Raw genomic sequence first — 22,384 nt, 5'->3', positions numbered from 1 at the left:
AGGTTCGACGGGTGACCGAACTCGCTCCCATCCAGCTCGACCCGGCGTTCCCGAATGTCTGGGACGAGCTGCAGTATCGCGGCAGCGTGCACGTCTCCACCGACCCCGAGGCGCTCCGGTTCCTGCTGGGCGGCAAGCCGATCACCTTCTACTGCGGCTTCGACCCGACCGCGCCGAGCCTGCACCTGGGCAACCTGGCGCAGCTGATCATCATGCGCCGCCTGCAGCTGGCCGGTCACCGGCCGCTCGCGCTGGTCGGCGGCTCGACCGGCCTGATCGGCGACCCGAAGCCGACCGCCGAGCGCCAGCTGAACGAGCGCGAGACCGTCGCAGAGTGGGTGACCTACCTGGGCGACCAGATGCTGCGGTTCCTCTTGGCCGAGGGCGACAACCGGGTCGAGCTGGTGAACAACCTCGACTGGACGGCGCCGATGTCGACCGTCGACTTCCTGCGCGAGATCGGCAAGCACTTCCGCGTCGGCACCATGCTGCGCAAGGATGCCGTGGCCTCGCGCATGGAGTCCGATGAGGGCATCTCCTACGCCGAGTTCAGCTACCAGGTGCTGCAGGGGCTCGACTTCCGCGAGCTCTTCCTGCGCTACGGCTGCATCATGCAGCTCGGCGGCAGCGATCAGTGGGGCAACCTCACCGCCGGCACCGAGCTGATCCGCAAGGCGGAGGGCGTGCACGCCCACGCGCTGGGCTCACCCCTGATCACCGACGCCGACGGGAAGAAGTTCGGCAAGAGCGAGGGGAACGCGGTCTGGCTCGACGCGCAGCTGACGACGCCCTACGCGATGTACCAGTTCTGGCTCAACCAGGACGACGCGATCGTGATCCAGCTGCTGAAGTCGTTCACCTTCCTGCCGTCGGCGCGCATCGAGCAGCTCGCGCGGGCGACGGCGGAGGCGCCGTTCCGACGCGAGGCGCAGAAGGAGCTGGCGTTCCAGGCGACGACCTTCATCCACGGCAGCGAGGCGACGCAGCAGGCGATCGCCGCTTCCGAGGCGCTCTTCGGCGCCGGCGATCTCGACGCGCTGGGGGAGGGGACGCTCGCTGCTGCAGTGGCCTCGCTCGACAAGCAGGCGACCGCGACCCCGGACGCCCCGGTGCTGCAGCTGCTGCAGGAGACCGGACTCGTCGACTCGCTCTCCGATGCCCGGCGCGCGATCGCGCAGGGCGGTGTCTCCGTGAACAACCAGCGCATCGACGACCCCGCCGCCACGCTGGAGGGCCGACTCCTGCACGGCCGATACGCCGTGCTGCGGCGCGGCAAGAAGACGCTCGCCGGTGTCGACGCCGGTGTCGAGGCCGGCACGGATGCCGGAGCGATTCGCGCGTGAGGAACGGGGGCCCTCGGGCCCCCGTTCCTCGTCTGCCGCGCCGTTCTGCGGAGACACGCCCGGGATGCACGCGATTTGGGGCCAGGCGCCCGGCCCCGTGTAACGTAATCACTCNGGCGAGACGCTCACGCTGCTGCCGGTGCTGGACGCCTTCCGCGCCCGCCACGCGGTGGAGGAGCTGGTGGTGGTCGCCGATGCCGGCATGCTCTCGGCCGCGAACCTGAACGCCGTCGAGGACGCCGGGTTCCGGTTCATCGTCGGCTCCCGCACCTCCTCCGCCCCGCACGACCTCACCCCGCACTTCGAGCGGCACGGGAACGCGTTCGTCGACGGGCAGATCATCGAGACCGTCCGCACGATGGGCGTCGGCGCGAAGGCGCGGGAGCGGCGGGTCGTCTGGCATTACTCGTTCAAACGCGACAAGCGCGACAACATCACGCTCAACAAGCAGATCGAACGCGCCGAGAAGATCGCCGACGGCAGCCGGCCGGCGAAGAGGGACCGGTTCGTCACGATCGACGGGAAGAGCGTCGGCGTGAACTGGCCGCAGATCGAGAAGGCCCGCGGCTGGCTGGGCCTGAAGGGCTACGTCACCAACCTCCCCGAACGGGCGATCGACGGGGCCGGGGTGGTCGCGGCCTATCACGAGCTGTTCCAGGTCGAAGCGTCGTTCCGGATGGCCAAGACCGACCTGAAGGCGCGACCCATGTTCCACGCGCAGGAGGACTCGATCCAGGCGCACTTGACGATCGTGTTCTGCGCCCTCGCCATCAGCCGTCACCTGCAGGCGATCACCGGCGCCTCGATCCGCCGCATCGTGCGCGCGCTCAAGCCGCTGCGCGATGTCGTGATCACCATCGACGGACACCAGATCACCGCCCAGACCCCTGCGGCCGGCGAAGCCGCCGCGATCCTCACCAAACTCGGGTCAGCCGCGGGGCACTAACTTGGCACGATCCAGGTCAGAAGCGTGCGTCCGCGCTCCGCGCTCCACGGTGAGCGAGTGCAGAGCAGCAGCTGGTCAGCAGTGCCCCAGGTCTCCTCGCGCGAGCAGTGTTCGTGCGCGGCTCCGTCCCGTCGGTGTCGGCCCGCCGAGCGATGAGCCGAGCACGTGTCGCTCAGCGGTCGTATTCGCACTCCACTCGCGACCTCTGTCGGCCACTGGGCTCGGCCGGCTCCTCGACGTCGCCGGGTCGCGGAGGCCCTCGAACTCGTGGCACTCTGCAACTCCGTGCGTGGGTGGCACTCCAGTGCGCTGGCGCGCAACGGGCGCCGAAGCCGAGAGCAGCGCTGTCGACCAGGCGCCGGCTGTCCTCCGTGAGTGTGGGGTCGTGGATCTCGCGGCAGCCAGGACGTGCGGGCAGCGCCGCCCTGCGACACGCCCGGGCTGCGGTCGGTTTGCCCGTGTGGGCGGTCTTCCGTGTAATGTTGTCCCTTGTCACCCCATAGACGCCGGGCCGAGAGGCTGGCGGATCAAGAGGGACCACCTCCTTGCCTTCGGGTTCCTCCACACGTTGTGTGCTGGGCCGTGGGGCGAGTATCGTGACTACTCCACTTCGATGACGAGTGTGCGGATCGCAGCGTTGGCAGCAGTTGTTGCCGACATGCCGGCTTGACAGTCGTTCTGGATCGTGTAATCTAGACAGGTTGCCACGAACCGGATCTGAAAGTCTGGTGTGAGCTTTGCTCCGCACGGTGTGTCGATTTGACACTCGTGAAGAAGTGGTTATACTTGAGAAGTTGCCTCGGCGCAGACCTGTGATGGGAATGTCCGAGAGCGTCCGATCCTTGAGAACTCAACAGCGTGCACAATGTCAAATGCCAAATTATTAACTCGTCCTGCCTTCGGGCAGAACGATTCCTTTGGATGAGACAGATTGTCAGTAGACAGTCTATTTTGTCAGCATCAAACTCGCTGCCATCCGGTTTTCCCCGGTTTGGTATGCAACTTTTCTTTACGGAGAGTTTGATCCTGGCTCAGGACGAACGCTGGCGGCGTGCTTAACACATGCAAGTCGAACGATGAAGGAGGAGCTTGCTCCTCCGGATTAGTGGCGAACGGGTGAGTAATACGTGAGCAATGTGCCCTTGACTCTGGGATAAGCGCTGGAAACGGCGTCTAATACCGGATACGACCTTCGGAGGCATCTCCTGATGGTGGAAAGAACTTCGGTCAAGGATCAGCTCACGGCCTATCAGCTAGTTGGTGAGGTAATGGCTCACCAAGGCGACGACGGGTAGCCGGCCTGAGAGGGTGACCGGCCACACTGGGACTGAGACACGGCCCAGACTCCTACGGGAGGCAGCAGTGGGGAATATTGCACAATGGGCGCAAGCCTGATGCAGCAACGCCGCGTGAGGGACGAAGGCCTTCGGGTTGTAAACCTCTTTTAGCAGGGAAGAAGCGAAAGTGACGGTACCTGCAGAAAAAGCACCGGCTAACTACGTGCCAGCAGCCGCGGTAATACGTAGGGTGCAAGCGTTGTCCGGAATTATTGGGCGTAAAGAGCTCGTAGGCGGTTTGTCGCGTCTGCTGTGAAAACCCGAGGCTCAACCTCGGGCTTGCAGTGGGTACGGGCAGACTAGAGTGCGGTAGGGGAGATTGGAATTCCTGGTGTAGCGGTGGAATGCGCAGATATCAGGAGGAACACCGATGGCGAAGGCAGATCTCTGGGCCGTAACTGACGCTGAGGAGCGAAAGCATGGGGAGCAAACAGGCTTAGATACCCTGGTAGTCCATGCCGTAAACGTTGGGAACTAGATGTGGGGACCATTCCACGGTCTCCGTGTCGTAGCTAACGCATTAAGTTCCCCGCCTGGGGAGTACGGCCGCAAGGCTAAAACTCAAAGGAATTGACGGGGGCCCGCACAAGCGGCGGAGCATGCGGATTAATTCGATGCAACGCGAAGAACCTTACCAAGGCTTGACATATACCGGAAACGGCCAGAGATGGTCGCCCCGCAAGGTCGGTATACAGGTGGTGCATGGTTGTCGTCAGCTCGTGTCGTGAGATGTTGGGTTAAGTCCCGCAACGAGCGCAACCCTCGTCCTATGTTGCCAGCACGTAATGGTGGGAACTCATGGGATACTGCCGGGGTCAACTCGGAGGAAGGTGGGGATGAGGTCAAATCATCATGCCCCTTATGTCTTGGGCTTCACGCATGCTACAATGGCCGGTACAATGGGCTGCGATACCGTAAGGTGGAGCGAATCCCAAAAAGCCGGTCTCAGTTCGGATTGAGGTCTGCAACTCGACCTCATGAAGTCGGAGTCGCTAGTAATCCCCGTGGCCGCATAGGCTCACGAGACTTTCCTAGTAGACCGAGCCGGTCACGCGGAAACGGGAAAGGCCCCGGGGTGGAGCCCAGGGCCTTTCTGTGCGCGAGGGGGGACTTGAACCCCCACGTCCTTGCGGACACTGGCACCTGAAGCCAGCGCGTCTGCCAATTCCGCCACTCGCGCGAAGCCCGGCTCACACCGGGCAACCACACGAGAATATCAGGTTCTGGGACTCGACGGGTACGCTAACGGCGGCACGAAGGGTGGTGATGACAGCGGTGGGATTCCTCGACGCGATCGAACGCGGGCTGGAGAAGGCCGTCAACGGCGCCTTCGCGAAGACGTTCCGCGCCGGTGTCGAACCGGTGGAGATCGCCAGCGCGCTCAAGCGCGAGCTCGACACCAGCGCCTCCGTCGTCTCCCGCGACCGCATCCTCGTGCCCAACCGGCTCACCGTGCGCCTGTCGACCGCCGACTTCCAGCGCCTGCGGCGGCTCGGCGACTCGCTGCTCGACGAGCTCACCGCTGCCGTGCAGGCGCACGCGCGACAGTCGGGCTACTCGTTCCCCGGCCCGATCGACCTGGGCCTCGAGCCCGACGACGCGATGGCGACCGGCATGCTCGAGATCCGCTCCGACTCGGAGGCCGGCGAGGTCGTCTGGACTGCCGTGGTCGACATCAAGGGCAAGCGCCACACGCTGCGCAAGGGCCGCACGGTCATCGGCCGCGGATCGGATGCCGACATCACCGTCGACGACGCGGGCGCCTCGCGCAAGCACGCCGAGATCATCTGGGACGGCACCCGCGCCCAGGTGAGCGACCTCGGCTCGACGAACGGCACGACCCTCAACGGTCGGGCCCTCAAGAGCTCGCTGCTCGAGCCCGACTCGATCATCGACATCGGTGCCACGCGCATCGTCTACCGCGTGCTGGCGCAGTCGAAGGAGCGCCGCTCGTGAGCGACCTGACCCTCATCATCATCAGGATCGGCTTCCTCGCCCTCCTGTGGCTGTTCATCTTCATCGTGCTCTACTCGCTGCGCAGCGACCTCTTCGGTCCGCGGCTCACGCCGCTGCAGCGCGTCGCCGTGCAGAGCCAGCGCACGCGCGAGGAGGCTGCCGCGTCGGCGGCCGTGCCCGTGGTGGCGTCCGACACCCCCACGACCGTGACCCCGCGCGCCTCCGCGAGCAGCGCATCCGCCGGTCAAGCCTCGCGCATCGTGATCACCACCGGACCGCGGGCGGGCACCGAGCTCGACCTGCCGGAGACCGGCCTGTCGATCGGGCGCTCGAGCGGGTCGGGCCTGCAGATCAAGGACGACTACACCTCGACCGCGCACGCGAAGATCGTGCGCTGGCGCGACTCGTGGATGGTGCAGGACCTCGACTCCACGAACGGCACCTTCGTCGACGGCCGGCGCATCAGCGAGGCGACCCCGCTGCGGGTCGGCAGCAGCGTGCGGATCGGCACCACGACGTTCGAGCTGAGGCGCTGAGCTTGAGCGCACCGCTCTCCTCCGCGATCAGCCACGTCGGCAGGATCCGCACCGAGAACCAGGACTCCGGCTACGTCGGAGCGCACCTGGCGTTCGTCGCCGACGGCATGGGCGGCCACGCGGGCGGCGACGTCGCGAGCGCGATCGTCACGCGGCGGGCGCGCGAGGCCGACCGCGCGTACGAGACGGCCGAGGAGGCCGCGGCCGCGCTCGCCGATCGTCTGCGCGAGGGCAACGACGGGCTGCAGCAGGCGATGGTCGAGCACCCCGAGCTCTCGGGGATGGGCACGACCGCGTCGGGCGTGATCCGCGTGGGCGACCGCGTGGGCATCGCGCACATCGGCGACAGCCGCATCTACCGCTACCGCGTTGGCGCGCTCGAGCAGCTCTCCACCGACCACACGTTCGTGCAGAAGCTGGTCGACGCCGGCCGCATCACGCGCGAGGAGGCCGAGCACCACCCGCGACGGAACGTCGTCATGCGCGTGCTCGGCAACGTCGAGACGAACCCCGAGATCGACACGATGGTCGAGGAGACGTTCCCCGGCGACCGCTGGCTGGTCTGCTCGGACGGCCTGTCGTCCTACGTCGACGAGGAGCGCATCCGCGCCATCCTCGAGCAGGGCCTCGACACCCCATCGACCGTGCAGCGGCTCGTCAACGAGTCGCTCTCGCGGGGTGCGCCCGACAACGTCACCGTGGTGCTCGTCGACATCGACGACCGCCGCACCTCGTCGGTCGAGCCCACCACCGTCGGGTCGGCGGCGGCCCCCATCAGCTACGAGGCCGTCGAGCCCGAGCGCACCTCGGTGAGCCTCTCGCAGCTGCTGCTGCACCCCAGGCAGTCGCGCCTGCAGCCGGCCTTCGAGCACTTCGAGCCCGAGAGCGAGGAGTTCCTGCAGGAGCTGCTCGCCGAGCAGCGCCGCATGCGTCGCAACCGCCGCATCAGCTGGGGCGTCGGCGCGGTGCTCGCGATCGCGCTGTTCACCATCGTCAGCGTCACCTTCTACGGATGGACCCAGGACCGCTATTTCGTCGGCGTCAACGACGACGGCCAGGTGGCGATCTACCAGGGCATCCAGCAGCAGATCGGGCCGATCGTGCTGGCCACCGAGATCGAGCAGACCGACATCGCGTTCGAGTCGCTCTCGCCCTTCAACCAGCGCAACGTCGAGCAGACGCTGTCGGCCGGCTCGCTGGCGGCCGCGCAGGCGATCGTCGAGCGATTGGAGCGGACGCCGTGAGCGACCGGAGCGTCGCCGACGCCACCCCCACTGGCCTGGTGCAGCTGCGCGAGGTCACCGAGGCGATCCGCGTGCGCATCCGCAATCCCGCGAAGCTGCGCAACCTCGAGCTGTTCCTGCTCGTGATCGCCTGGGTGCTCGCGGGCGGTGCCATGGTGCTCGTGCAGCTCGGCGCCCTCGAGCGCGTCGACATGCTGCCGCTGCAGCTCGCGGGCGGGCTCGGCATCCTCACCCTGGCGCTCCACATCGCGCTGCGCTTCGTCGCGCGCGAGGCCGACGCGATCATCCTGCCCGTCGTCACCGTGCTGAACGGGCTCGGCATCGCGATGATCTACCGCATCGACCTCGCCGAGGGCGCGAGCGGCTGGGCGGCGGCCTCGACGCGCCAGATGGTCTGGACGGGCATCGCCCTCGTGGTCGCGATCCTGGCGATCGTGCTGGTGCGCAACCACCGCGTGCTGGCCCGCTACCGGTTCCTCGCGATGGCCGTCGCGATCGTGCTGCTCGTGCTGCCGCTCGTGCCCGGCATCGGCCGCACCATCAACGGCGCGACCGTCTGGATCGGCGTCGGCGACGTGCTGTCGCTGCAGCCGGGCGAGCTCGCCAAGATCGCCCTGGCGATCTTCTTCGCCGGCTACCTGATGACCGCGCGCGACTCGCTCTCGGTGGTCGGGCGCAAGGTGCTCGGCATCCGCTTCCCGCGCGTGCGCGACCTCGGCCCCATCCTCATCGTCTGGGCGATGTGCATGCTGGTGCTCATCTTCCAGCGCGACCTGGGCACCTCGGTGCTGTACTTCGGGCTCTTCCTGGTGATGATCTACGTCGCCACCGGCCGCCGCTCCTGGATGGTCATCGGCGTCGGCCTCGTCGCCCTCGGCGGCGTCGCCGCCTACTTCACCCTCGGCTACGTGCAGCGCCGCATCGACGCCTGGGTGAACGCCTTCGACCAGTCGGTGTACGAGGCGCAGGGCGGCTCGTTCCAGATCGTGCAGGGCGTGTTCGGCATGGCGCAGGGCGGTCTGCTGGGCACCGGGCTCGGCCTCGGGCGCCCCGACATCACGCCCTACGCCAACAGCGACTACATCATCCCCTCGCTCGGCGAGGAGCTCGGCCTCGCAGGCGTCTTCGCGATCCTCGCGCTCTACCTGGTGCTGGTCTCGCGGGGCGTGCGGATCGGCTTCCAGGGCCCGGACGACTTCACCAAGCTGCTCGGCGTCGGCCTCGCGTTCGCGATCGGCCTGCAGGTGTTCATCGTCGTCGGCGGCGTCACCCGGCTGATCCCGCTGACGGGCCTGACGACGCCGTTCCTGGCCGCCGGCGGCTCCTCGCTGCTGGCCAACTGGCTCATCGTCGCGCTGCTGCTGCGGCTCAGCGACTCGGTGCGCGGAAGGGGGATCGCATGAGCGACAAGGATCGCGAGCAGAGCATGCGTCGGCCCATCCGGCGCGTGAGCGCGCTGCTGCTGGTGATGTTCATCGGCCTGTTCGGATCGTCGACGATGATCCAGGCCGTGCAGGCCGATGTGCTGCAGGCCGATGCGCGCAACACCCGCACGCTGTTCGACTCGTTCGCGGTCGAGCGCGGCGCGATCGTCGTCGACGGCATCCCGGTCGCCCAGTCGACCCCGACCGACGACGAGTACGCCTGGCAGCGCGAGTACCCGCTCGGCCCGCTCTACGCCTCCGTCACCGGCTACAACACCCTCGGCCAGGGCAACACCGGCATCGAGGGGGCGATGAACGACGAGCTGACCGGCGCCGCCAACAGCCAGTTCTTCGATCAGATCCTCGCCACGATCACCGGTCAGGACCCCTCCGGCTCGTCGGTCGAGCTCACGATCGACCATGCCGCCCAGCAGGCGGCGGCGGATGCGCTGGCTGGCCGGGAGGGCGCGGTCGTCGCGCTCGACCCCGACACCGGCGACGTGCTCGCGATGTACTCCAGCCCCACGTTCGACCCGAACGCGTTCGCGCTCCACAGCACCGCGACGGTCCAGGAGACCTACAACCAGCTGCTCGCCGACCCGAGCGACCCGCTGCACAACCGCGCGATCGCGGGAGACCTGTACTACCCGGGCTCGGTGTTCAAGCTCGTGACCGCGGCGACGGCCCTCGAGTCGGGTCGCTACACGCTGCAGTCGGAGTTCCCGAACCCCGACGTGCTGCAGCTCACCGGCTCGACCGCCGAGGTGCGCAACGCATCCCGCACCACCTGCGGGCCGGGCGAGACGGTCACGCTCGAGACCGCGCTCGTGCTCTCGTGCAACATCCCGTTCGCGCAGCTCGCCGCCGAGCTGGGCGTCGACGCGATGGCGCAGCAGACCAGCGAGTTCGGCTTCGGCCGCGACCTGTCGATCCCCCTGCAGGTCACGCCCAGCACCTACCCGGCCGACGCGAACGCCCCCAACCTGATGCTCACCGGCTTCGGCCAGTACGACGTGCGGGTGACGCCGCTGCAGATCGCGATGGTCACGGCCGCCCTCTACAACGACGGCACGATGATGCAGCCCCAGATGATCGACCGGGTGCTCGCCCCCGACCTCGACGTGCTCGACGACCCCGAGCCCACGATCCTGGGCAATCCCGTCTCGACCCAGACCTCGGCCGCCATGCGCGGCGCGATGCAGCTGGCCGTCACCGACGGGCTCGCGACGAACGCCGCCGTCCCCGGCGTGACCGTCGGCGGCAAGACCGGCACCGCGGAGACGGGCGAGAGCGGCGAGCCGTTCAACCTGTGGTTCACGGGATACGGAGAGTTGGACGACCGGAGCGTGGCTGTCGCCGTCGTGGTCGTCCCGGATGAGAACATCGTCGGCGATACTTCAAACGTGATCGCCGCACCAATCGGGAGAGCAGTGATCGAGGCGGTGCTGAACTCATGAGACCATCCAGCGGACTCACCTTCGGTGGGCGTTACCAGCTGACCAGCAGGATCGCCATCGGCGGCATGGGCGAGGTGTGGCAGGCGACCGATCAGGTGATCGGCCGCACCGTCGCGCTGAAGATCCTCAAGGACGAGTACATGGGGGATCCCGGGTTCCTCGAGCGCTTCCGCGCCGAGGCCCGGCACGCCGCGCTCGTCAACCACGAGGGCATCGCCAACGTCTTCGACTACGGCGAGGAGGAGGGCAGCGCCTTCCTCGTGATGGAGCTCGTGCCCGGCGAGCCGCTCAGCGCGATCCTCGACCGCGACCGCACGCTCTCCGCCGACAAGGTGCTCGACATCGTCGCGCAGACCTCTGCTGCACTGCATGCCGCCCACCAGGCGGGGCTCGTGCACCGCGACATCAAGCCCGGCAACCTGCTGATCACGCCCGAGGGGCGCGTCAAGATCACCGACTTCGGCATCGCCCGCATCGCCGATCAGGTGCCGCTGACCGCCACCGGCCAGGTCATGGGCACGGTGCAGTACCTGTCGCCCGAGCAGGCCTCCGGCCAGCAGGCGGCTCCCTCGACCGACATCTACTCGCTCGGCATCGTCGCGTACGAGGCGCTCGCCGGCCGCCGGCCGTTCACGGGCGAGTCGCAGGTGGCGATCGCCATGTCGCACATCAACGACGCGCCGCCGGACCTCCCGACCACGGTGCCCGAGCCGGTGCGCAACCTCGTGCTCTCGTGCATCGCCAAGACGCCGGCCGACCGGCCGACGTCGGCAGCGCACCTGTCGCGCGCGGCGACCATGCTCCGTCGCGGCGACATCGCCGGCGCGGCGGCGATCGTGCCCGGCATCGCCTCGACCGACTCGTTCGCGACCATCGACTCCCCCACGCAGGCCGCGACGCGGGTGATCACGACCCAGTCGAGCCCCGCGACTGCCGCGCTGCCGGTGACGCGGGCGACGACAGCCGTGCGCGATCGCCAGAAGCGCCGCACCAACCCCTGGATCTGGCCGGTCATCATCCTCGCCCTGCTGCTCGTCGCGGCGGGCGTGGCGATCGCGCTCATCCTGCTCAACCAGAACCGCGACGATCCGACCGCCACGCCTCCGGTCACCGACAGCCAGACCGCGGCAACGGTCGACATCTCGCTGGCGGACTTCGAGGGCCTGACCGAGGCCGAGTTCCGCGACGCCATCGAGGCGCTCGGCCTCGTGCCGCGCGTCGAGACCGGCACGCCGGCGACCACCGACGGGGACGCGGGCAGGATCTACGCCGTCGCGCCGACCGGCCCCGTGCCCGTGGGCGCGACCGTGTCGGGCACGATCCACGCGCCGCTCGCGCAGATCCAGAACCCGACGAGCGCGCCGCGCCTGCAGGACAACTCCGCCGACCCCGCCGCGGTGCCGGTGGGATCGGACCTGACGATCGTGTGGGACGCCGCGAGCTGCCCGGCCGGCTACACGATCAGCAACTACGACGCGCTCATCACGTTCCCCAGCGGCAGCACGGCGACCGAGTCGCCGGGCGGACCGGCGGTGCAGATCTTCGGCCTGCCGGAGGGCGCGACGACCGTCACCTACACCTACACCTGCGCGATCGACGGCGGAGAGCCGCTGACGAGCGGTTCGTCGCCGGTGCTCACCCTGACCGGCGTCGCCGAGCCGGAGCCGGAGCCCGAGCCGGAGCCGACACCCACCCCGACGACGCCGGCCACGCCGGCCCCGGCACCCACGCCGACCGTGCCGACGCCGACGCTGCCGGTGGTGCCCCCGGGCCAGCCGTGACGCCGGCCGTGACACCGTCGCCGCACGGCCCTGCCGGTGCCGGCGCAGGCCGGTGACGTAGAATCGACCGATCCCCGCTCGCCGGGGCACACCCGCAGGGGCCTGACGAGGGAGGAGCCGCGATGACCGACAGCATCATCGCGTCGCTGCGCACCCTCGGCGACCGCTACGAGATCGGCGAGCTCATCGGCCAGGGCGGCATGGCGCAGGTGCACCTCGCCCGCGACACCCGCCTCGACCGCCAGGTGGCGGTCAAGCTGCTGAAGCCCGACCTCTCGCGCGATGCGGAGTTCCGCACCCGCTTCCGTCAGGAGGCGCAGTCGGCGGCCCGCATGTCGCATCCCACCGTCGTGCGCGTCTTCGACGCCGGCGAGGAGCCGGCGCTCGACAGCAGCGGCGCAGCCGCGGCGGTGCCGTACATCGTCATGGAGTACGTCGACGGCCGGATGGTGAAGGACATCATCGCCGAGGGGCCGCTGCCCCAGACCGAGGCGGCCCGCATCACGAAGGGCATCCTGACGGCGCTCGAGTACTCGCACCGCGCCGGCATCGTGCACCGCGACATCAAGCCCGGCAACGTGATGGTCACGCCGGGCGGCCAGATCAAGGTGATGGACTTCGGCATCGCGCGGGCCGTCAGCGAGACCAGCGCCAACGTGGCGCAGACCGGCACGATCCTCGGCACGGCCCAGTACTTCTCCCCCGAGCAGGCGCGCGGCGAATCCGTCGACCTGCGCACCGACCTGTACTCGACCGGCGTCATCCTGTTCGAGCTGCTCACCGGCCAGGCGCCATTCCGCGCCGACACCCCCGTCGGCGTCGCCTACCAGCACGTCGCCGAGGAGCCGCCGACCACCTCGTCGATCACCCCGGGCATCACGCCGGCGATGGACTCGGTGGTCGCGAAGGCGCTCCAGAAGAAGCGCGATGACCGGTTCCAGACCGCGGGCGAGTTCAAGCAGGCCCTCGACGAGGCGCTCGACGGCGTGCTCGTGCCCTTCGAGCGCACCGAGACCGCACCGCTCGAGCTGGGGGCCGCGACGACCATGTTCGCCGCGCTCGCCGCCGACGATCGACTGCCGGAGTCGGAGGCCGAGCCGGCCGATGCCAGGCGAGACCGCCGTCCCCCGCTCTTCTGGCTCTGGGGAGCGGCCGCGCTGATCGCGCTGCTCGTCATCGTGGCCGTGGTCTGGGCCACCAGCTTCTCGAACATCCCGATCGCGGGTCTCTCGACCAACGTGCCGGCGGTGGCCGGGCTCACCGAGGACGAGGCGACCGTCGCCGTCGAGGACGCCGGACTCCAGGCCGACGTGCGCCGGGTGATCGACGACAGCGCCGCCGGAACGGTGATCCGCAGCGAGCCCGAGGCCGAGATCCGCCTCGCCCCGGGCGATCTGGTGACGCTGATCGTCTCGAACGGCCCGCCGCCCGCGCCGCTCATGAGCGTCTCGAACCTCACCGAGGCACAGGCTCGGCAGGCGCTCGAGGCCGCGGGCTTCGTGGTGGGCGAGGTCACCCGCGACGCATCCCCCACCGTCGAGCTCGACCGGGTCATCAGCACCGATCCGGGCGCCGGCACCGATGTCTCGCAGGGCGCGACGATCAACCTCGTGCTGTCGAACGGGCTCGTCACCGTGCCGAACGTCGTGGGCCAGGCCATCGCCGACGCCACGTCGCAGCTCGAGACGCTCGGCATGACGGTGCAGCGACGGACGACCACCTCGTGCGCCGCTGCCGACGCCAACGATGTGACGGCGCAGTCGCTCACCGCCGACTCCGATGTCGCGCAGGGCAGCGCGATCACGGTCACCTACTGCGTGCGCGCCGCGCGGCCGGCACCCGCACCCGCGCCGGCGCCCGCGCCGGCTCCGGCACCCGCGCCCTCTGCACCCCCCGCGCCTGTCGACCCCTCGGGTCCGGGCAACGGGGGCGGCGGCAACGGCGGAGGCGGCGGAGGCGGCGGCGACGGCGACTGAGCGAGCCGCGGCTCGGCTCGGGCCCCCGCGCCTACGCGGCCGGGCGCTCTCCCGCCCGCATCAGCGCGCGTGGTCGGGCGGCGGCGCGAGCGTCACGAGCGGTGCCCGGCCCATCGCGGCGGCTGCGGCGCCCGCGAGGCCGGCTGCCTCGAGCCAGTTGCCCAGCATCCGGTAGCCGCCCTCGGTCAGCACCGACTCGGGGTGGAACTGCACGCCCCACACCGGCGCCCGACGGTGCTCGAGCGCCATGATGACGCCGGCGCCGTGCTCCGTGTCGTGCTCGGCGTCCTGCCCCGCGTCGTGCGGCGCGCTCTCGCCCTCGGACGCATCCGGCACCGTCCGCGCGGTCACGCGCAGCGCATCCGGAACCGTGCCGTCGACGACCGCGAGCGAGTGATAGCGGGTCGCGGTGAGCGGGCTCGGCAGCCCGGCGAACACGCTCGTGCCGTCGTGCTCGACGAGGCTCGTCTTGCCATGCATCAGCTCTGGCGCGTGCGTGACGACGCCCCCGAGCGCCTCGGCGATCGCTTGGTGGCCGAGGCACACGCCCAGCAGCGGCGTGCCCGTCGCGATCGCCGCGTGCACCATCGGGATCGAGACGCCCGCGTCTGCCGGAGCGCCAGGACCGGGCGAGAGGAGCACGGCGTCCCACTCGGTGATGGTGGCGGCGTCGACCTCGTCGTTGCGCACCACCGTCACCTCGGCGCCCAGCTCCTGCAGGTAGCCGGCGAGGGTGTAGACGAAGCTGTCGAAGTTATCGACGACGAGGATGCGTGTCATGCGAGGGGTATGCCTGTCTGGGTCGGCGGAGCGGCGAAGGTGGGGTCGGGAGTGGGGAAGAAGGTCTGCATGATCCACGGATAGCCGTGGAAGATCAGCAGGTAGCCGACGCCCGCGATGAGCGCGAGCACGATGAGCAGGCGCACCGGCCAGGGGCCGGGCAGGCCGCGCCACAGCGCCGCGTACATCAGGCACGGCCCATCGTGCGCGCGAGCTCGAGCGGCATGCCGTTCTCGGCGGGCTGCCAGCCCACGTAGGTCGCGTAGGCGATCAGCCGCCCGGCCGCCGACCACTCCGGGTTGCAGGTCGTGAGCGTCAGGTAGCGGCCGTCGGCGGGCGTCGACGGCATCTGCGGCACCGGCGCCACCACGCCGACCTCGGTCGGGTGCACGTACTCGTGGTTGCGGAACTCGTAGACGTGCCACGCGCTGTCGGTCTGCACGTAGATGCGGTCGCCGATGCGCATCTCGTCGAGGTGCGTGAACGGCCCGCCCTGCCCGTTGCGGTGGCCGGCGACGGCGAAGTTGCCCATACCGCCGGGCTGCGCCGACTGCGCGTAGTGCGCGAGCCCCTGATCGAGGCTGTCGAGCACCGCGCGGCTGGTGCCCTCGCCGATCACGCGCTCGAACTGCCCCAGTCGGGGCACGTACATGACGGCGAAGGACTCGAGCTCGGCGGCGGCGGCCTCGGCCGGCGGCTCGTCGGTGCGCAACGGCAGGGCCTCGGCGGGCGAGGCCGCGGGCTCGCTGGCGCCGACGCCGGGCAGCACCGGGTCGAGCGGCCCCAGCTGGGCGGCGAACGTGCGCGCGGCCTCCTGCTGCTGGCTGCCGAGCACGGCGTCCGAGAGCCAGACCTGCCAGCCGGCGTAGCCCAGCGCGAGCACGCCGGCGGTCAGCAGCAGCTCGCCGAGAACGCTCGCGAACGTGGCGCGACGCCGGGTCGCTCGCCCGGCCGCGCGCCCTCGAGCGAGCTGTTCGGCCACGGAACCATCCTAGGCGGCGCCTGCATTACGATTGGGAGCCATGAGCAGCGAGAAGTCGGTCGAGAAGGCCCAGAGCAAGGCCCGGTCCGCCAAGGGCAAGGAGCGCTCGCCACACGACGAGCAGCGCAATCCAGCCTGGTTCAAGCCGGTGATGTTCGGCTTCATGCTGGTGGGCTTCCTCTGGGTGATCGTGTACTACATCTCGGGCACGACGCTGCCCGTGCCCCAGCTGGGCTCGTGGAACATCGTCATCGGCTTCGGCGTGATGTTCATCGGGTTCATCATGACCACCCGCTGGAAGTAGCGAACTACACCCATGTCATTCTCCACAGCTGTGGAGAGAACTGTGGAGAACCGGATGCGCTGCGGCCGTTGCCGCGTCACCGCGGCTCAGAAGATGGTCGCGATCCGCGCCGCGAACAGGGCCGCCACGACGAGCGCGACGCCGCCGATGACCAGCCAGGCCGCCTTGGTCGTCTGATCCCCGCGCATCCGCTGGTGCACCGCACCGATGCCGAAGCCGAGCCCGAGGCCGATGGCGAGCCCGCCGACGTGCGCCGGCCAGGAGATGCCGCCGAAGGTGAAGGTGATCACCAGGTTGATGCCGACGATGATGAGCAGCGACGGCTGCACCCGCCCGAGCATGCGCTGCATGCCGATCGCCATGCCGAAGAGCCCGTAGATCGCGCCCGAGGCGCCCACCACGGCGGTCGCGGGCGTGAACCAGGCCACCGCGACCGCGGCACCGACCGCGCTGACGATGTAGGCGGCGAGGAACGGCAGCCTGCCGATGCGCTGCTCGATCGAGGGGCCGATCATCCACAGGATGAGCATGTTGAACGCGAAGTGCAGCGGCGTCGCGTGCACCAGCGCGTAGGTGACGAAGCGCCACGGCTCGCTGAAGGAGTAGCCGAGGAAGTACAGCAGCTGCCCCGACAGGCTGCCCGGCAGGATCTGCAGCACGCCGATGAGCGCGGTCACCGCGACCAGCGCGATCGTGACCGGCGCGGGCTGGCCGAGCCAGCGCCGCACCTGTCGGCCCACACCGGTGCGCGGCGCGCCGGTGGCGACCCGCATCTGCTTGACGCGGGTGCGCTGCTCGGCGGCGAGCTCGCGCACGCACTCGGGGCAGCGCGCGCCGACGGGCGACTGCTGCTGGCACTCGCCGCAGATGGTGCGCCCGCAGCGCTGGCAGAGCACCCAGCTGACCCTGTCAGGGTGCCGGTAGCAGCGATCTGCCGGCGATGCGGACGTCACGGTGTGGTCGCGGGACCGGTCCGAGGGCCGGACTCAGGCCTGGGCGATCTCGACCGACTCGATGACGACGTCGTCGAGCGGCTTGTCGCGGCCGTCGGTCGGCACGGCCTGGATGGCGTCGACGACCTTCTGCGACGCCTCGTCCTCGACGAGGCCGAAGATGGTGTGCTTGCCCTGCAGCCACGGCGTCGGGATGGTGGTGATGAAGAACTGCGAGCCGTTGGTGCCGCGGCCCGCGCGCTTGCCGGCGTTGGCCATGGCGAGCACGTAGGGCGCGTCGAAGCGCAGGTCGGGGTGGATCTCGTCGTCGAACTCGTAGCCGGGGCCGCCGGTGCCCTGGCCGAGCGGGTCGCCGCCCTGGATCATGAAGTCGGGGATGATGCGGTGGAAGATGACGCCGTCATAGAGCGGCGCGGTGCTCTTCTCACCGGTCTTCGGGTGCTGCCACTCGCGAGCGCCGGAGGCGAGCTCGACGAAGTTCTGCACGGTCTTGGGGGCGTGGTCGCCGAGGAGGTTGACCTTGATCTCGCCGAGATTGGTGCGGATCGTCGCGACAGCGGTGTGATGAGCCATGGCTCGATCCTCCCACAGCACCCCTGTCGGGGGGCGCCCGATCGACCTGCGTTCGACGACAGCGAAACCGTTCGGCACTGGGTGACTCGCTCAGGAAAACCTGCAAGGATGACGCGCAGGCTCCACGACGGAAGGACAGACATGTCGCTCGAACTGACGCGCAAGCGCGCGAAGCAGCTCAAGAAGCTCCGCAAGAAGGCCGACCAGCTGATGGCGGAGCAGCGCGTGGTGAACACCCACGCGGCCGAGATCGCGCGCGAGGCCCGCTCGCAGGCGCGCGCCTACGGCAACGAGTCGCTGCGGCCCGCCGCCGAGCGCGTGGTGCACCGCGGCGTCGACGTCGGCCGCGACTCGCTCTCGAAGGCCACCCACGGCTGGAACAGCTCGGTGGTGCCCGCGATCGCCACGGGCCTCGGCTCGTTCGCCGCGATGGCCCAGATCGCGAAGGACGACCGCGTGCAGGACGCGATCGAGAAGGTGCGCCGCTACGCCACCGTCCCCGAGGTCTCGCCCGCGCACCAGGTGAAGTCCGGCCCCAACGCCTTCCAGTGGCTCCTCATCGGCGTCGGCGCCGTCGCCGTCGCCAGCGCCGCGTACGCCGCCTGGCAGACGCTGCGCGCCGACGACGACCTCTGGATCCCCGACGCCGAGGACAGCGCGATCGACGCCCCGCCGCGCCCGGTCGATCAGCCCTCCGGCGGGCTCGCCGACGGCCCCGAGGCCGGCGCCCCGCAGGCCTGACCCGCGCACGAACGCATGACGAAGGCCCCCGCTGCGGCGGGGGCCTTCGTCATGCTCGGCGCACATCGTGGCCGGTGCTCGTCACGGCCGGTTCGTCGCCGTCGATGCGATGGCGGCGCGATCAGCCGATCGCGAGGCCGACCGCGACCATGACGCCGCCGCCGACCAGCAGCCCGGCGGCGAGCAGGAAGGCGCGCATGCGCCGCTCGGGTTCGCGGCCGTGCCGCATCGTGCGGATGGCGTCGAAGCCGCTGACGACGCAGGAGACGACCATGAGGCCGAGGCCGAGGATGACGAGTGGTGGCATGGGTCAGCGCAGCGGTGATCCGGCGTCGTCGAGGTGGCGCAGCGCCCAGTCGACCGCGTGCACGTGGCGGAGCGCCGGCACGTCGGCGAGCGCGTGCCAGGCGACGTCGTCGGTGGTGCCGTCGACCTCGACCGTGAGCTCGCCGCCCGTCACCTCGGCGCGGTAGAGGATCCGCAGCGCCTGCATCTCGTCGCCGCGCGTGCTGGTCGGCACGACCGCGGAGTCGACGCCCAGCAGGCTCGTGAGCCGCACGTCGTAGCCGGTCTCCTCCTTGACCTCGCGGACCGCTCCCGCGGCGGGGTGCTCGCCGGGCTCGACGCCGCCGCCGGGCAGGGTCCAGCCGGCCATGCCGCCCTCGTGCCAGTGCGGGAGCAGGATCTCGCGCGCGTCGCCCTCGCCCCGGGTGATCAGGGCGTAGGCCGCCACTCGCATGCGCATCTGGCCATCCTACGGCGTCAGGGCGCGTCCGAGCGGGGCGCCTCCGCCTGGGGCTCCGCCGCCCGCTCCCGCTCGGCCGCCTCGCGGTCGACGCCGCGCCAGCCCGGCGCATCCGGCCGGGGCGCGGGATCCGAGGGCGACGCGGTCGGCTCGATCGGCTGGGTCGGCACCAGCTCGCCGACGCCCTCCCCCGGCCGGGTCTGCTCGACGGTCAGCTGGAAGTCGTCGCCGTGCTCGGTGACGCCCGCGACGACCGCCTGCTCGACCGCGGCGACGGCGTAGGCGCGGCGCACGACCACCGGATCCTGCGAGAGGTCCTTCGTCAGCGCCACCGCCATGCCGATCATGATCACCACGAACGGCAGCGCGGCCACGATGGTGACCTGCTGGAGCCCGGTCAGCGCATCCTCGCCGCCGATGAGCAGCATGATCGCGGCCACGCCGCCGGTGGCGATGCCCCAGAAGACCACGGTCGGGCGCGACGGCCGCAGCGAGCCGCGGTGCGACAGCGTGCCCATCACGATCGAGGCGGCGTCGGCGCCCGAGATGAAGAAGATGCCGACGAGCACCATCACCACGATCGCCGTGACCTGGGCGAAGGGCAGCTCGGCCAGCGCGGTGAAGAGGGTCGACTCCGGGGTGCCGCTGCTGCCGAGGTCGACGCCGTTCAGCTCGAGGTCGATGCCGAGGCCGCCGAAGATGGCGAACCAGACGAGCGAGACGATCGTGGGCACGAGCAGCACGCCGGTCACGAACTGCCGGATCGTGCGGCCGCGCGAGATGCGTGCGATGAACATGCCGACGAACGGCGTCCAGCTGACCCACCAGGCCCAGTAGAAGATCGTCCAGCCGGAGAGCCACGCGGCGGTCTCGGGCGTCGTGGCGGCCTCGGTGCGCGCCGCCATCGTGGCCAGCTGCTCGAGGTAGCCGCCGACGGTGGTCGGCACCAGGTTGAGGATGAAGACGGTCGGGCCGATGACGAACACGAACAGCGCGAGCACGCCCGCGAGCACCATGTTGATGTTCGAGAGCCACTTGATGCCGCGCGAGACGCCCGAGACGGCCGAGACGACGAACGCGGCCGTCAGCACCGCGATGATCGCGACCAGCGCCCCGTTGCCCAGCTCGCCGAGGCCCGACACGATCTCGAGCCCGGAGCCGATCTGCAGCGCTCCCAGGCCGAGCGAGGTCGCCGAGCCGAACAGCGTCGCGAAGATCGCGAAGATGTCGATCGCCCGGCCGATGGGTCCCTCGACGGTGCGGGCGCCGAACAGCGACGTGAACGAGGACGAGATCGTGAGCGCACGCCGCTTGCGGAACACGCTGTAGGCGAGCGCCAGCCCGACGACGGCGTAGATCGCCCACGGGTGCAGCGACCAGTGGAACATCGTCGTCGCCATCGCGGTGCGCACCGTCTGCGCGTCGGTGCCGCCCTCGGTGCCCGGCGGCGGCGTGACGAAGTGGCTCACCGGCTCGGTGACCCCGAAGAACACCAGGCCGATGCCCATGCCGGCCGAGAACATCATCGCGATCCACGACACGGTGCTGAACTCGGGATCCTCGCCGTCGTCGCCGAGCGGGATCCGCCCGAAGCGGCTCGCTGCGATCCAGATGATGAAGATCACGAAGCCGGAGGCCGCGAGGGCGAACAGCCAGCCGGTGTTCGTCACCACCCAGTCGACGCCGGCGGCCGAGGCGGCGCCGAGCGACTCCGTCGAGATGATCCCCCACACCACGAAGGCGAGCGCGACGGCGGCGGCGATCCCGAACACGACCCGGTCGAGCGGGCGCCGCTGGGCCTCCTTCGCGGGCACCGGTGGCACGTCGAGCGCCGGATGCAGCGGCCGGGGTCGACGCGGCAGCCGGCCGCGCAGGGCCTTCCGCGCCTTGTCGTCGTCGCCTCGAGTCGTGCTCATCGCAGGTCCTCCGCTCGATCCATCAGACGGCGAAGCCGCCTCGACTGCGCATCACGCTAGTCGCGATGCCGGCGTGGCGCGAAGCGGTGGCGGCACGAGCCGGCGACGGTGACGAGCGCGGCGCAGATCACGACGCCGTGCGCGGACCGCTCGCCCGGCCCTCGTGCTCTCCTTGGCGTGCGATGATCGCGCGGGCACGTGCGAGCCAGCGATCGATCGGCGGTCGATGCTCGGGCAGCGCGACGTCTCGCAGATCGACGAGCATCACCTCCACGCGGCGAGGCACCTGGAGCGAGCCCTCGCCGTAGTGCAGCGGCTCGGCGAGCGCCAGGTCGACGAGCTGCTCCACCCGCTGCGGTCGGTGGATGAGCCGCAGCGATCCCGCGCTCGACACCAGCGCGGGCAGATCCTGCCGCGTCACCGTCGTCCGCAGGATGCGGTGCACCTCGTCGAGCACCTGCACGGCGGTCGTGGGGTCGTTGACCGCTGGGGAGAGCGCTCGCTCCGCGATGTCGACCAGCTTCCGCACGCCGAACGCCGGATCCTGGTTCAGGATCCGATCCTGCTCGACGACCACGAGGCTGCGCAGTGCGTCGAGATGCGCCTCCCCGAGGGGCGCAGCCGTCGCGTGCCGCCAGATCCGCAGCGCAGGCTGCCCCTCTGCCGCGAAGGCGCCGACCTGCAGCAGCACCTCGATGATCACGTCGTGCTCCGTCGCCCGCTCGACGAGCCGGTGGTGATCGAGCTCGACGACAGCGCCGTGCTCGCGAGCCTGGATGCACTGGGCGAGCATCCCCTCGTGCGGCTCCCCGTCGTCCTGGCGCGGCCGGGCGTCTCCTGTCGCGGGCACCGGGAAGTAGCGGTCGACCACGTCGACCGTCGCGTTCCCCAGCTGCGACACGATCGACGACACCTGGATCGAGTTCGTGATGTGGTGGATGAACGCGAGGAACATGCCCACGCTCGCGAGCACGAGCAGGAACGCGAGCGTGACGGCGAGCTGCGGCACGAACGAGCCCCCGTCGCCTGACTCGCCACGGACCGATCGGAGCACGGTCAGGGCGTAGGTGAAGCTGGCGGCGAAGACACCGAGGGTCAGCTGCGTCACGCGGCTGGCAAGGAAGTCACCGAGCACACGCGGGCTGTACTGGCTGCTCGCCAGCTGCACCACGACCATCGTGATGGAGAACACCAGGCCGGTCACCGAGATCATCGCCCCGGCGATCGTGCCCAGCATGTCGCGCGCGCCGCTGGGACCGCCCGGGAAGACATAGGGGAGATCGTCGCTCGCGGCGCGATCCAGCTCAGGCACGAGGTAGCCGGCGAGCAGCGCGGCCGCGACGATCACCATGGGGAGCACCCAGAACGGTCGCCACACCCGATCCCAACC

19 protein-coding genes, 1 tRNA gene, 1 rRNA gene and 1 pseudogene are annotated in these 22,384 nt (G+C 69.9%); 12 read left to right on the top strand and 10 right to left on the bottom strand.

Annotated features, from left to right (window positions below; genetic code table 11):
* Nucleotides 1-11 precede the first annotated feature (11 nt).
* From tyrS to Q9250_RS05335, 3 genes and pseudogenes are all read left to right on the top strand, one after another.
* The gene (gene tyrS / locus Q9250_RS05345; protein ID WP_306233550.1) at nt 12-1,343 is read left to right on the top strand and encodes a tyrosine--tRNA ligase; all 1,332 of its coding nucleotides are present in this window, start codon (nt 12-14) and stop codon (nt 1,341-1,343) included.
* Between the two features lie 115 nt (nt 1,344-1,458).
* Nucleotides 1,459-2,289: pseudogene (locus Q9250_RS05340) on the top strand (IS1634 family transposase); the annotation flags it as partial.
* A gap of 1,008 nt (nt 2,290-3,297) precedes the next feature.
* Nucleotides 3,298-4,676, top strand: a 16S ribosomal RNA gene (locus tag Q9250_RS05335).
* Between the two features lie 46 nt (nt 4,677-4,722).
* Here the strand turns inward: Q9250_RS05335 and Q9250_RS05330 are convergent.
* Nucleotides 4,723-4,806, bottom strand: a tRNA-Leu gene (locus tag Q9250_RS05330).
* An 86-nt stretch (nt 4,807-4,892) separates the two neighbouring features.
* Here Q9250_RS05330 and Q9250_RS05325 point away from each other — a divergent pair.
* From Q9250_RS05325 to pknB, 7 genes are all read left to right on the top strand, one after another.
* The gene (locus Q9250_RS05325) at nt 4,893-5,582 is read left to right on the top strand and encodes an FhaA domain-containing protein (protein WP_306233549.1); all 690 of its coding nucleotides are present in this window, start codon (nt 4,893-4,895) and stop codon (nt 5,580-5,582) included.
* Nucleotides 5,579-6,118, top strand: coding sequence for an FHA domain-containing protein FhaB/FipA (locus Q9250_RS05320; protein ID WP_306233548.1), 540 nt, complete (start codon nt 5,579-5,581; stop codon nt 6,116-6,118). Before Q9250_RS05325 ends, Q9250_RS05320 begins: the two co-directional genes overlap by 4 nt.
* A gap of 2 nt (nt 6,119-6,120) precedes the next feature.
* Entirely contained in the window at nt 6,121-7,362 is a 1,242-nt protein-coding gene (locus Q9250_RS05315) for a PP2C family protein-serine/threonine phosphatase (RefSeq protein WP_306233547.1), read from the top strand.
* A gap of 35 nt (nt 7,363-7,397) precedes the next feature.
* A complete protein-coding gene (locus Q9250_RS05310) occupies nt 7,398-8,765 on the top strand; it encodes an FtsW/RodA/SpoVE family cell cycle protein (RefSeq protein ID WP_306233921.1) in 1,368 nt (455 codons plus the stop codon).
* Nucleotides 8,762-10,243, top strand: a complete 1,482-nt coding sequence (locus Q9250_RS05305) for a peptidoglycan D,D-transpeptidase FtsI family protein (protein WP_306233546.1) — start codon at nt 8,762-8,764, stop codon at nt 10,241-10,243. The genes Q9250_RS05310 and Q9250_RS05305 overlap by 4 nt, the downstream gene beginning before the upstream one ends.
* On the top strand, nt 10,240-12,024 hold the full coding sequence (locus tag Q9250_RS05300) for a protein kinase domain-containing protein (RefSeq protein WP_306233545.1): 1,785 nt from the start codon (nt 10,240-10,242) through the stop codon (nt 12,022-12,024). The genes Q9250_RS05305 and Q9250_RS05300 overlap by 4 nt, the downstream gene beginning before the upstream one ends.
* Before the next feature lie 122 nt (nt 12,025-12,146).
* Nucleotides 12,147-14,000, top strand: a complete 1,854-nt coding sequence (gene pknB, locus Q9250_RS05295) for a Stk1 family PASTA domain-containing Ser/Thr kinase (RefSeq protein WP_306233544.1) — start codon at nt 12,147-12,149, stop codon at nt 13,998-14,000.
* Between the two features lie 60 nt (nt 14,001-14,060).
* On the opposite strand, the gene Q9250_RS05290 is transcribed toward pknB, so the two are convergent.
* Genes Q9250_RS05290 through Q9250_RS05280 form a run of 3 tightly spaced genes read right to left on the bottom strand, consistent with a single transcriptional unit; the run spans nt 14,061 to nt 15,762 of the window.
* Nucleotides 14,061-14,780, bottom strand: coding sequence for an anthranilate synthase component II (locus Q9250_RS05290; protein WP_306233543.1), 720 nt, complete (start codon nt 14,778-14,780; stop codon nt 14,061-14,063).
* Nucleotides 14,777-14,968, bottom strand: coding sequence for a hypothetical protein (locus Q9250_RS05285; RefSeq protein ID WP_306233542.1), 192 nt, complete (start codon nt 14,966-14,968; stop codon nt 14,777-14,779). Before Q9250_RS05285 ends, Q9250_RS05290 begins: the two co-directional genes overlap by 4 nt.
* The gene (locus Q9250_RS05280; protein ID WP_306233541.1) at nt 14,968-15,762 is read right to left on the bottom strand and encodes a class E sortase; all 795 of its coding nucleotides are present in this window, start codon (nt 15,760-15,762) and stop codon (nt 14,968-14,970) included. The genes Q9250_RS05285 and Q9250_RS05280 overlap by 1 nt, the downstream gene beginning before the upstream one ends.
* A gap of 40 nt (nt 15,763-15,802) precedes the next feature.
* On the opposite strand from Q9250_RS05280, the gene Q9250_RS05275 reads away from it, so the two are divergent.
* Nucleotides 15,803-16,066 carry a cell division protein CrgA gene (locus tag Q9250_RS05275; RefSeq protein WP_306233540.1) on the top strand — a complete coding sequence of 88 codons (264 nt, stop codon included), beginning with the start codon at nt 15,803-15,805 and terminating at the stop codon, nt 16,064-16,066.
* Between the two features lie 86 nt (nt 16,067-16,152).
* Here the strand turns inward: Q9250_RS05275 and Q9250_RS05270 are convergent, their stop codons facing one another.
* Both Q9250_RS05270 and Q9250_RS05265 read right to left on the bottom strand, forming a co-directional pair.
* Nucleotides 16,153-16,962 carry a rhomboid family intramembrane serine protease gene (locus tag Q9250_RS05270; protein WP_306233539.1) on the bottom strand — a complete coding sequence of 270 codons (810 nt, stop codon included), beginning with the start codon at nt 16,960-16,962 and terminating at the stop codon, nt 16,153-16,155.
* 90 nt (nt 16,963-17,052) lie between these two features.
* On the bottom strand, nt 17,053-17,592 hold the full coding sequence (locus tag Q9250_RS05265) for a peptidylprolyl isomerase (protein ID WP_306233538.1): 540 nt from the start codon (nt 17,590-17,592) through the stop codon (nt 17,053-17,055).
* Nucleotides 17,593-17,733: 141 nt separating this feature from the next.
* Between Q9250_RS05265 and Q9250_RS05260 the strand changes: the two genes are divergently transcribed.
* Nucleotides 17,734-18,333 carry a hypothetical protein gene (locus tag Q9250_RS05260; RefSeq protein ID WP_306233537.1) on the top strand — a complete coding sequence of 200 codons (600 nt, stop codon included), beginning with the start codon at nt 17,734-17,736 and terminating at the stop codon, nt 18,331-18,333.
* Between the two features lie 121 nt (nt 18,334-18,454).
* Here the strand turns inward: Q9250_RS05260 and Q9250_RS05255 are convergent, their stop codons facing one another.
* The 4 genes from Q9250_RS05255 to Q9250_RS05240 form a co-directional block, all read right to left on the bottom strand.
* Entirely contained in the window at nt 18,455-18,640 is a 186-nt protein-coding gene (locus tag Q9250_RS05255) for a hypothetical protein (protein ID WP_306233536.1), read from the bottom strand.
* A gap of 3 nt (nt 18,641-18,643) precedes the next feature.
* On the bottom strand, nt 18,644-19,078 hold the full coding sequence (locus Q9250_RS05250; RefSeq protein WP_306233535.1) for an NUDIX hydrolase: 435 nt from the start codon (nt 19,076-19,078) through the stop codon (nt 18,644-18,646).
* 17 nt (nt 19,079-19,095) lie between these two features.
* Nucleotides 19,096-20,994 carry a BCCT family transporter gene (locus Q9250_RS05245; RefSeq protein WP_306233534.1) on the bottom strand — a complete coding sequence of 633 codons (1,899 nt, stop codon included), beginning with the start codon at nt 20,992-20,994 and terminating at the stop codon, nt 19,096-19,098.
* Between the two features lie 127 nt (nt 20,995-21,121).
* Nucleotides 21,122-22,345, bottom strand: a complete 1,224-nt coding sequence (locus Q9250_RS05240) for a DUF2254 domain-containing protein (RefSeq protein ID WP_422665079.1) — start codon at nt 22,343-22,345, stop codon at nt 21,122-21,124.
* Nucleotides 22,346-22,384 lie beyond the last annotated feature (39 nt).

It is taken from the genome of Agrococcus beijingensis (genome assembly GCF_030758955.1).
In the GTDB taxonomy this organism is placed as follows: Bacteria; Actinomycetota; Actinomycetes; order Actinomycetales; family Microbacteriaceae; genus Agrococcus; species Agrococcus beijingensis.
The sequence above is the reverse complement of the archived record's forward strand: the minus strand, read 5'-3'. Positions and strand labels throughout refer to the sequence as shown.

Bases quoted from the DNA above. Each gene is read 5' to 3' on its own strand.
- Q9250_RS05325 (WP_306233549.1), top strand. From the start codon at position 4,893: ATGACAGCGGTGGGATTCCTCGACGCGATCGAACGCGGGCTGGAGAAG.
- Q9250_RS05305 (WP_306233546.1), top strand. From the start codon at position 8,762: ATGAGCGACAAGGATCGCGAGCAGAGCATGCGTCGGCCCATCCGGCGC.
- Q9250_RS05300 (WP_306233545.1), top strand. From the start codon at position 10,240: ATGAGACCATCCAGCGGACTCACCTTCGGTGGGCGTTACCAGCTGACC.
- pknB (WP_306233544.1), top strand. From the start codon at position 12,147: ATGACCGACAGCATCATCGCGTCGCTGCGCACCCTCGGCGACCGCTAC.
- Q9250_RS05290 (WP_306233543.1), bottom strand. From the start codon at position 14,780: ATGACACGCATCCTCGTCGTCGATAACTTCGACAGCTTCGTCTACACC.
- Q9250_RS05285 (WP_306233542.1), bottom strand. From the start codon at position 14,968: ATGTACGCGGCGCTGTGGCGCGGCCTGCCCGGCCCCTGGCCGGTGCGC.
- Q9250_RS05275 (WP_306233540.1), top strand. From the start codon at position 15,803: ATGAGCAGCGAGAAGTCGGTCGAGAAGGCCCAGAGCAAGGCCCGGTCC.
- Q9250_RS05265 (WP_306233538.1), bottom strand. From the start codon at position 17,592: ATGGCTCATCACACCGCTGTCGCGACGATCCGCACCAATCTCGGCGAG.
- Q9250_RS05260 (WP_306233537.1), top strand. From the start codon at position 17,734: ATGTCGCTCGAACTGACGCGCAAGCGCGCGAAGCAGCTCAAGAAGCTC.
- Q9250_RS05255 (WP_306233536.1), bottom strand. From the start codon at position 18,640: ATGCCACCACTCGTCATCCTCGGCCTCGGCCTCATGGTCGTCTCCTGC.
- Q9250_RS05250 (WP_306233535.1), bottom strand. From the start codon at position 19,078: ATGCGCATGCGAGTGGCGGCCTACGCCCTGATCACCCGGGGCGAGGGC.
- Q9250_RS05245 (WP_306233534.1), bottom strand. From the start codon at position 20,994: ATGAGCACGACTCGAGGCGACGACGACAAGGCGCGGAAGGCCCTGCGC.
- Q9250_RS05240 (WP_422665079.1), bottom strand. From the start codon at position 22,345: ATGGTGATCGTCGCGGCCGCGCTGCTCGCCGGCTACCTCGTGCCTGAG.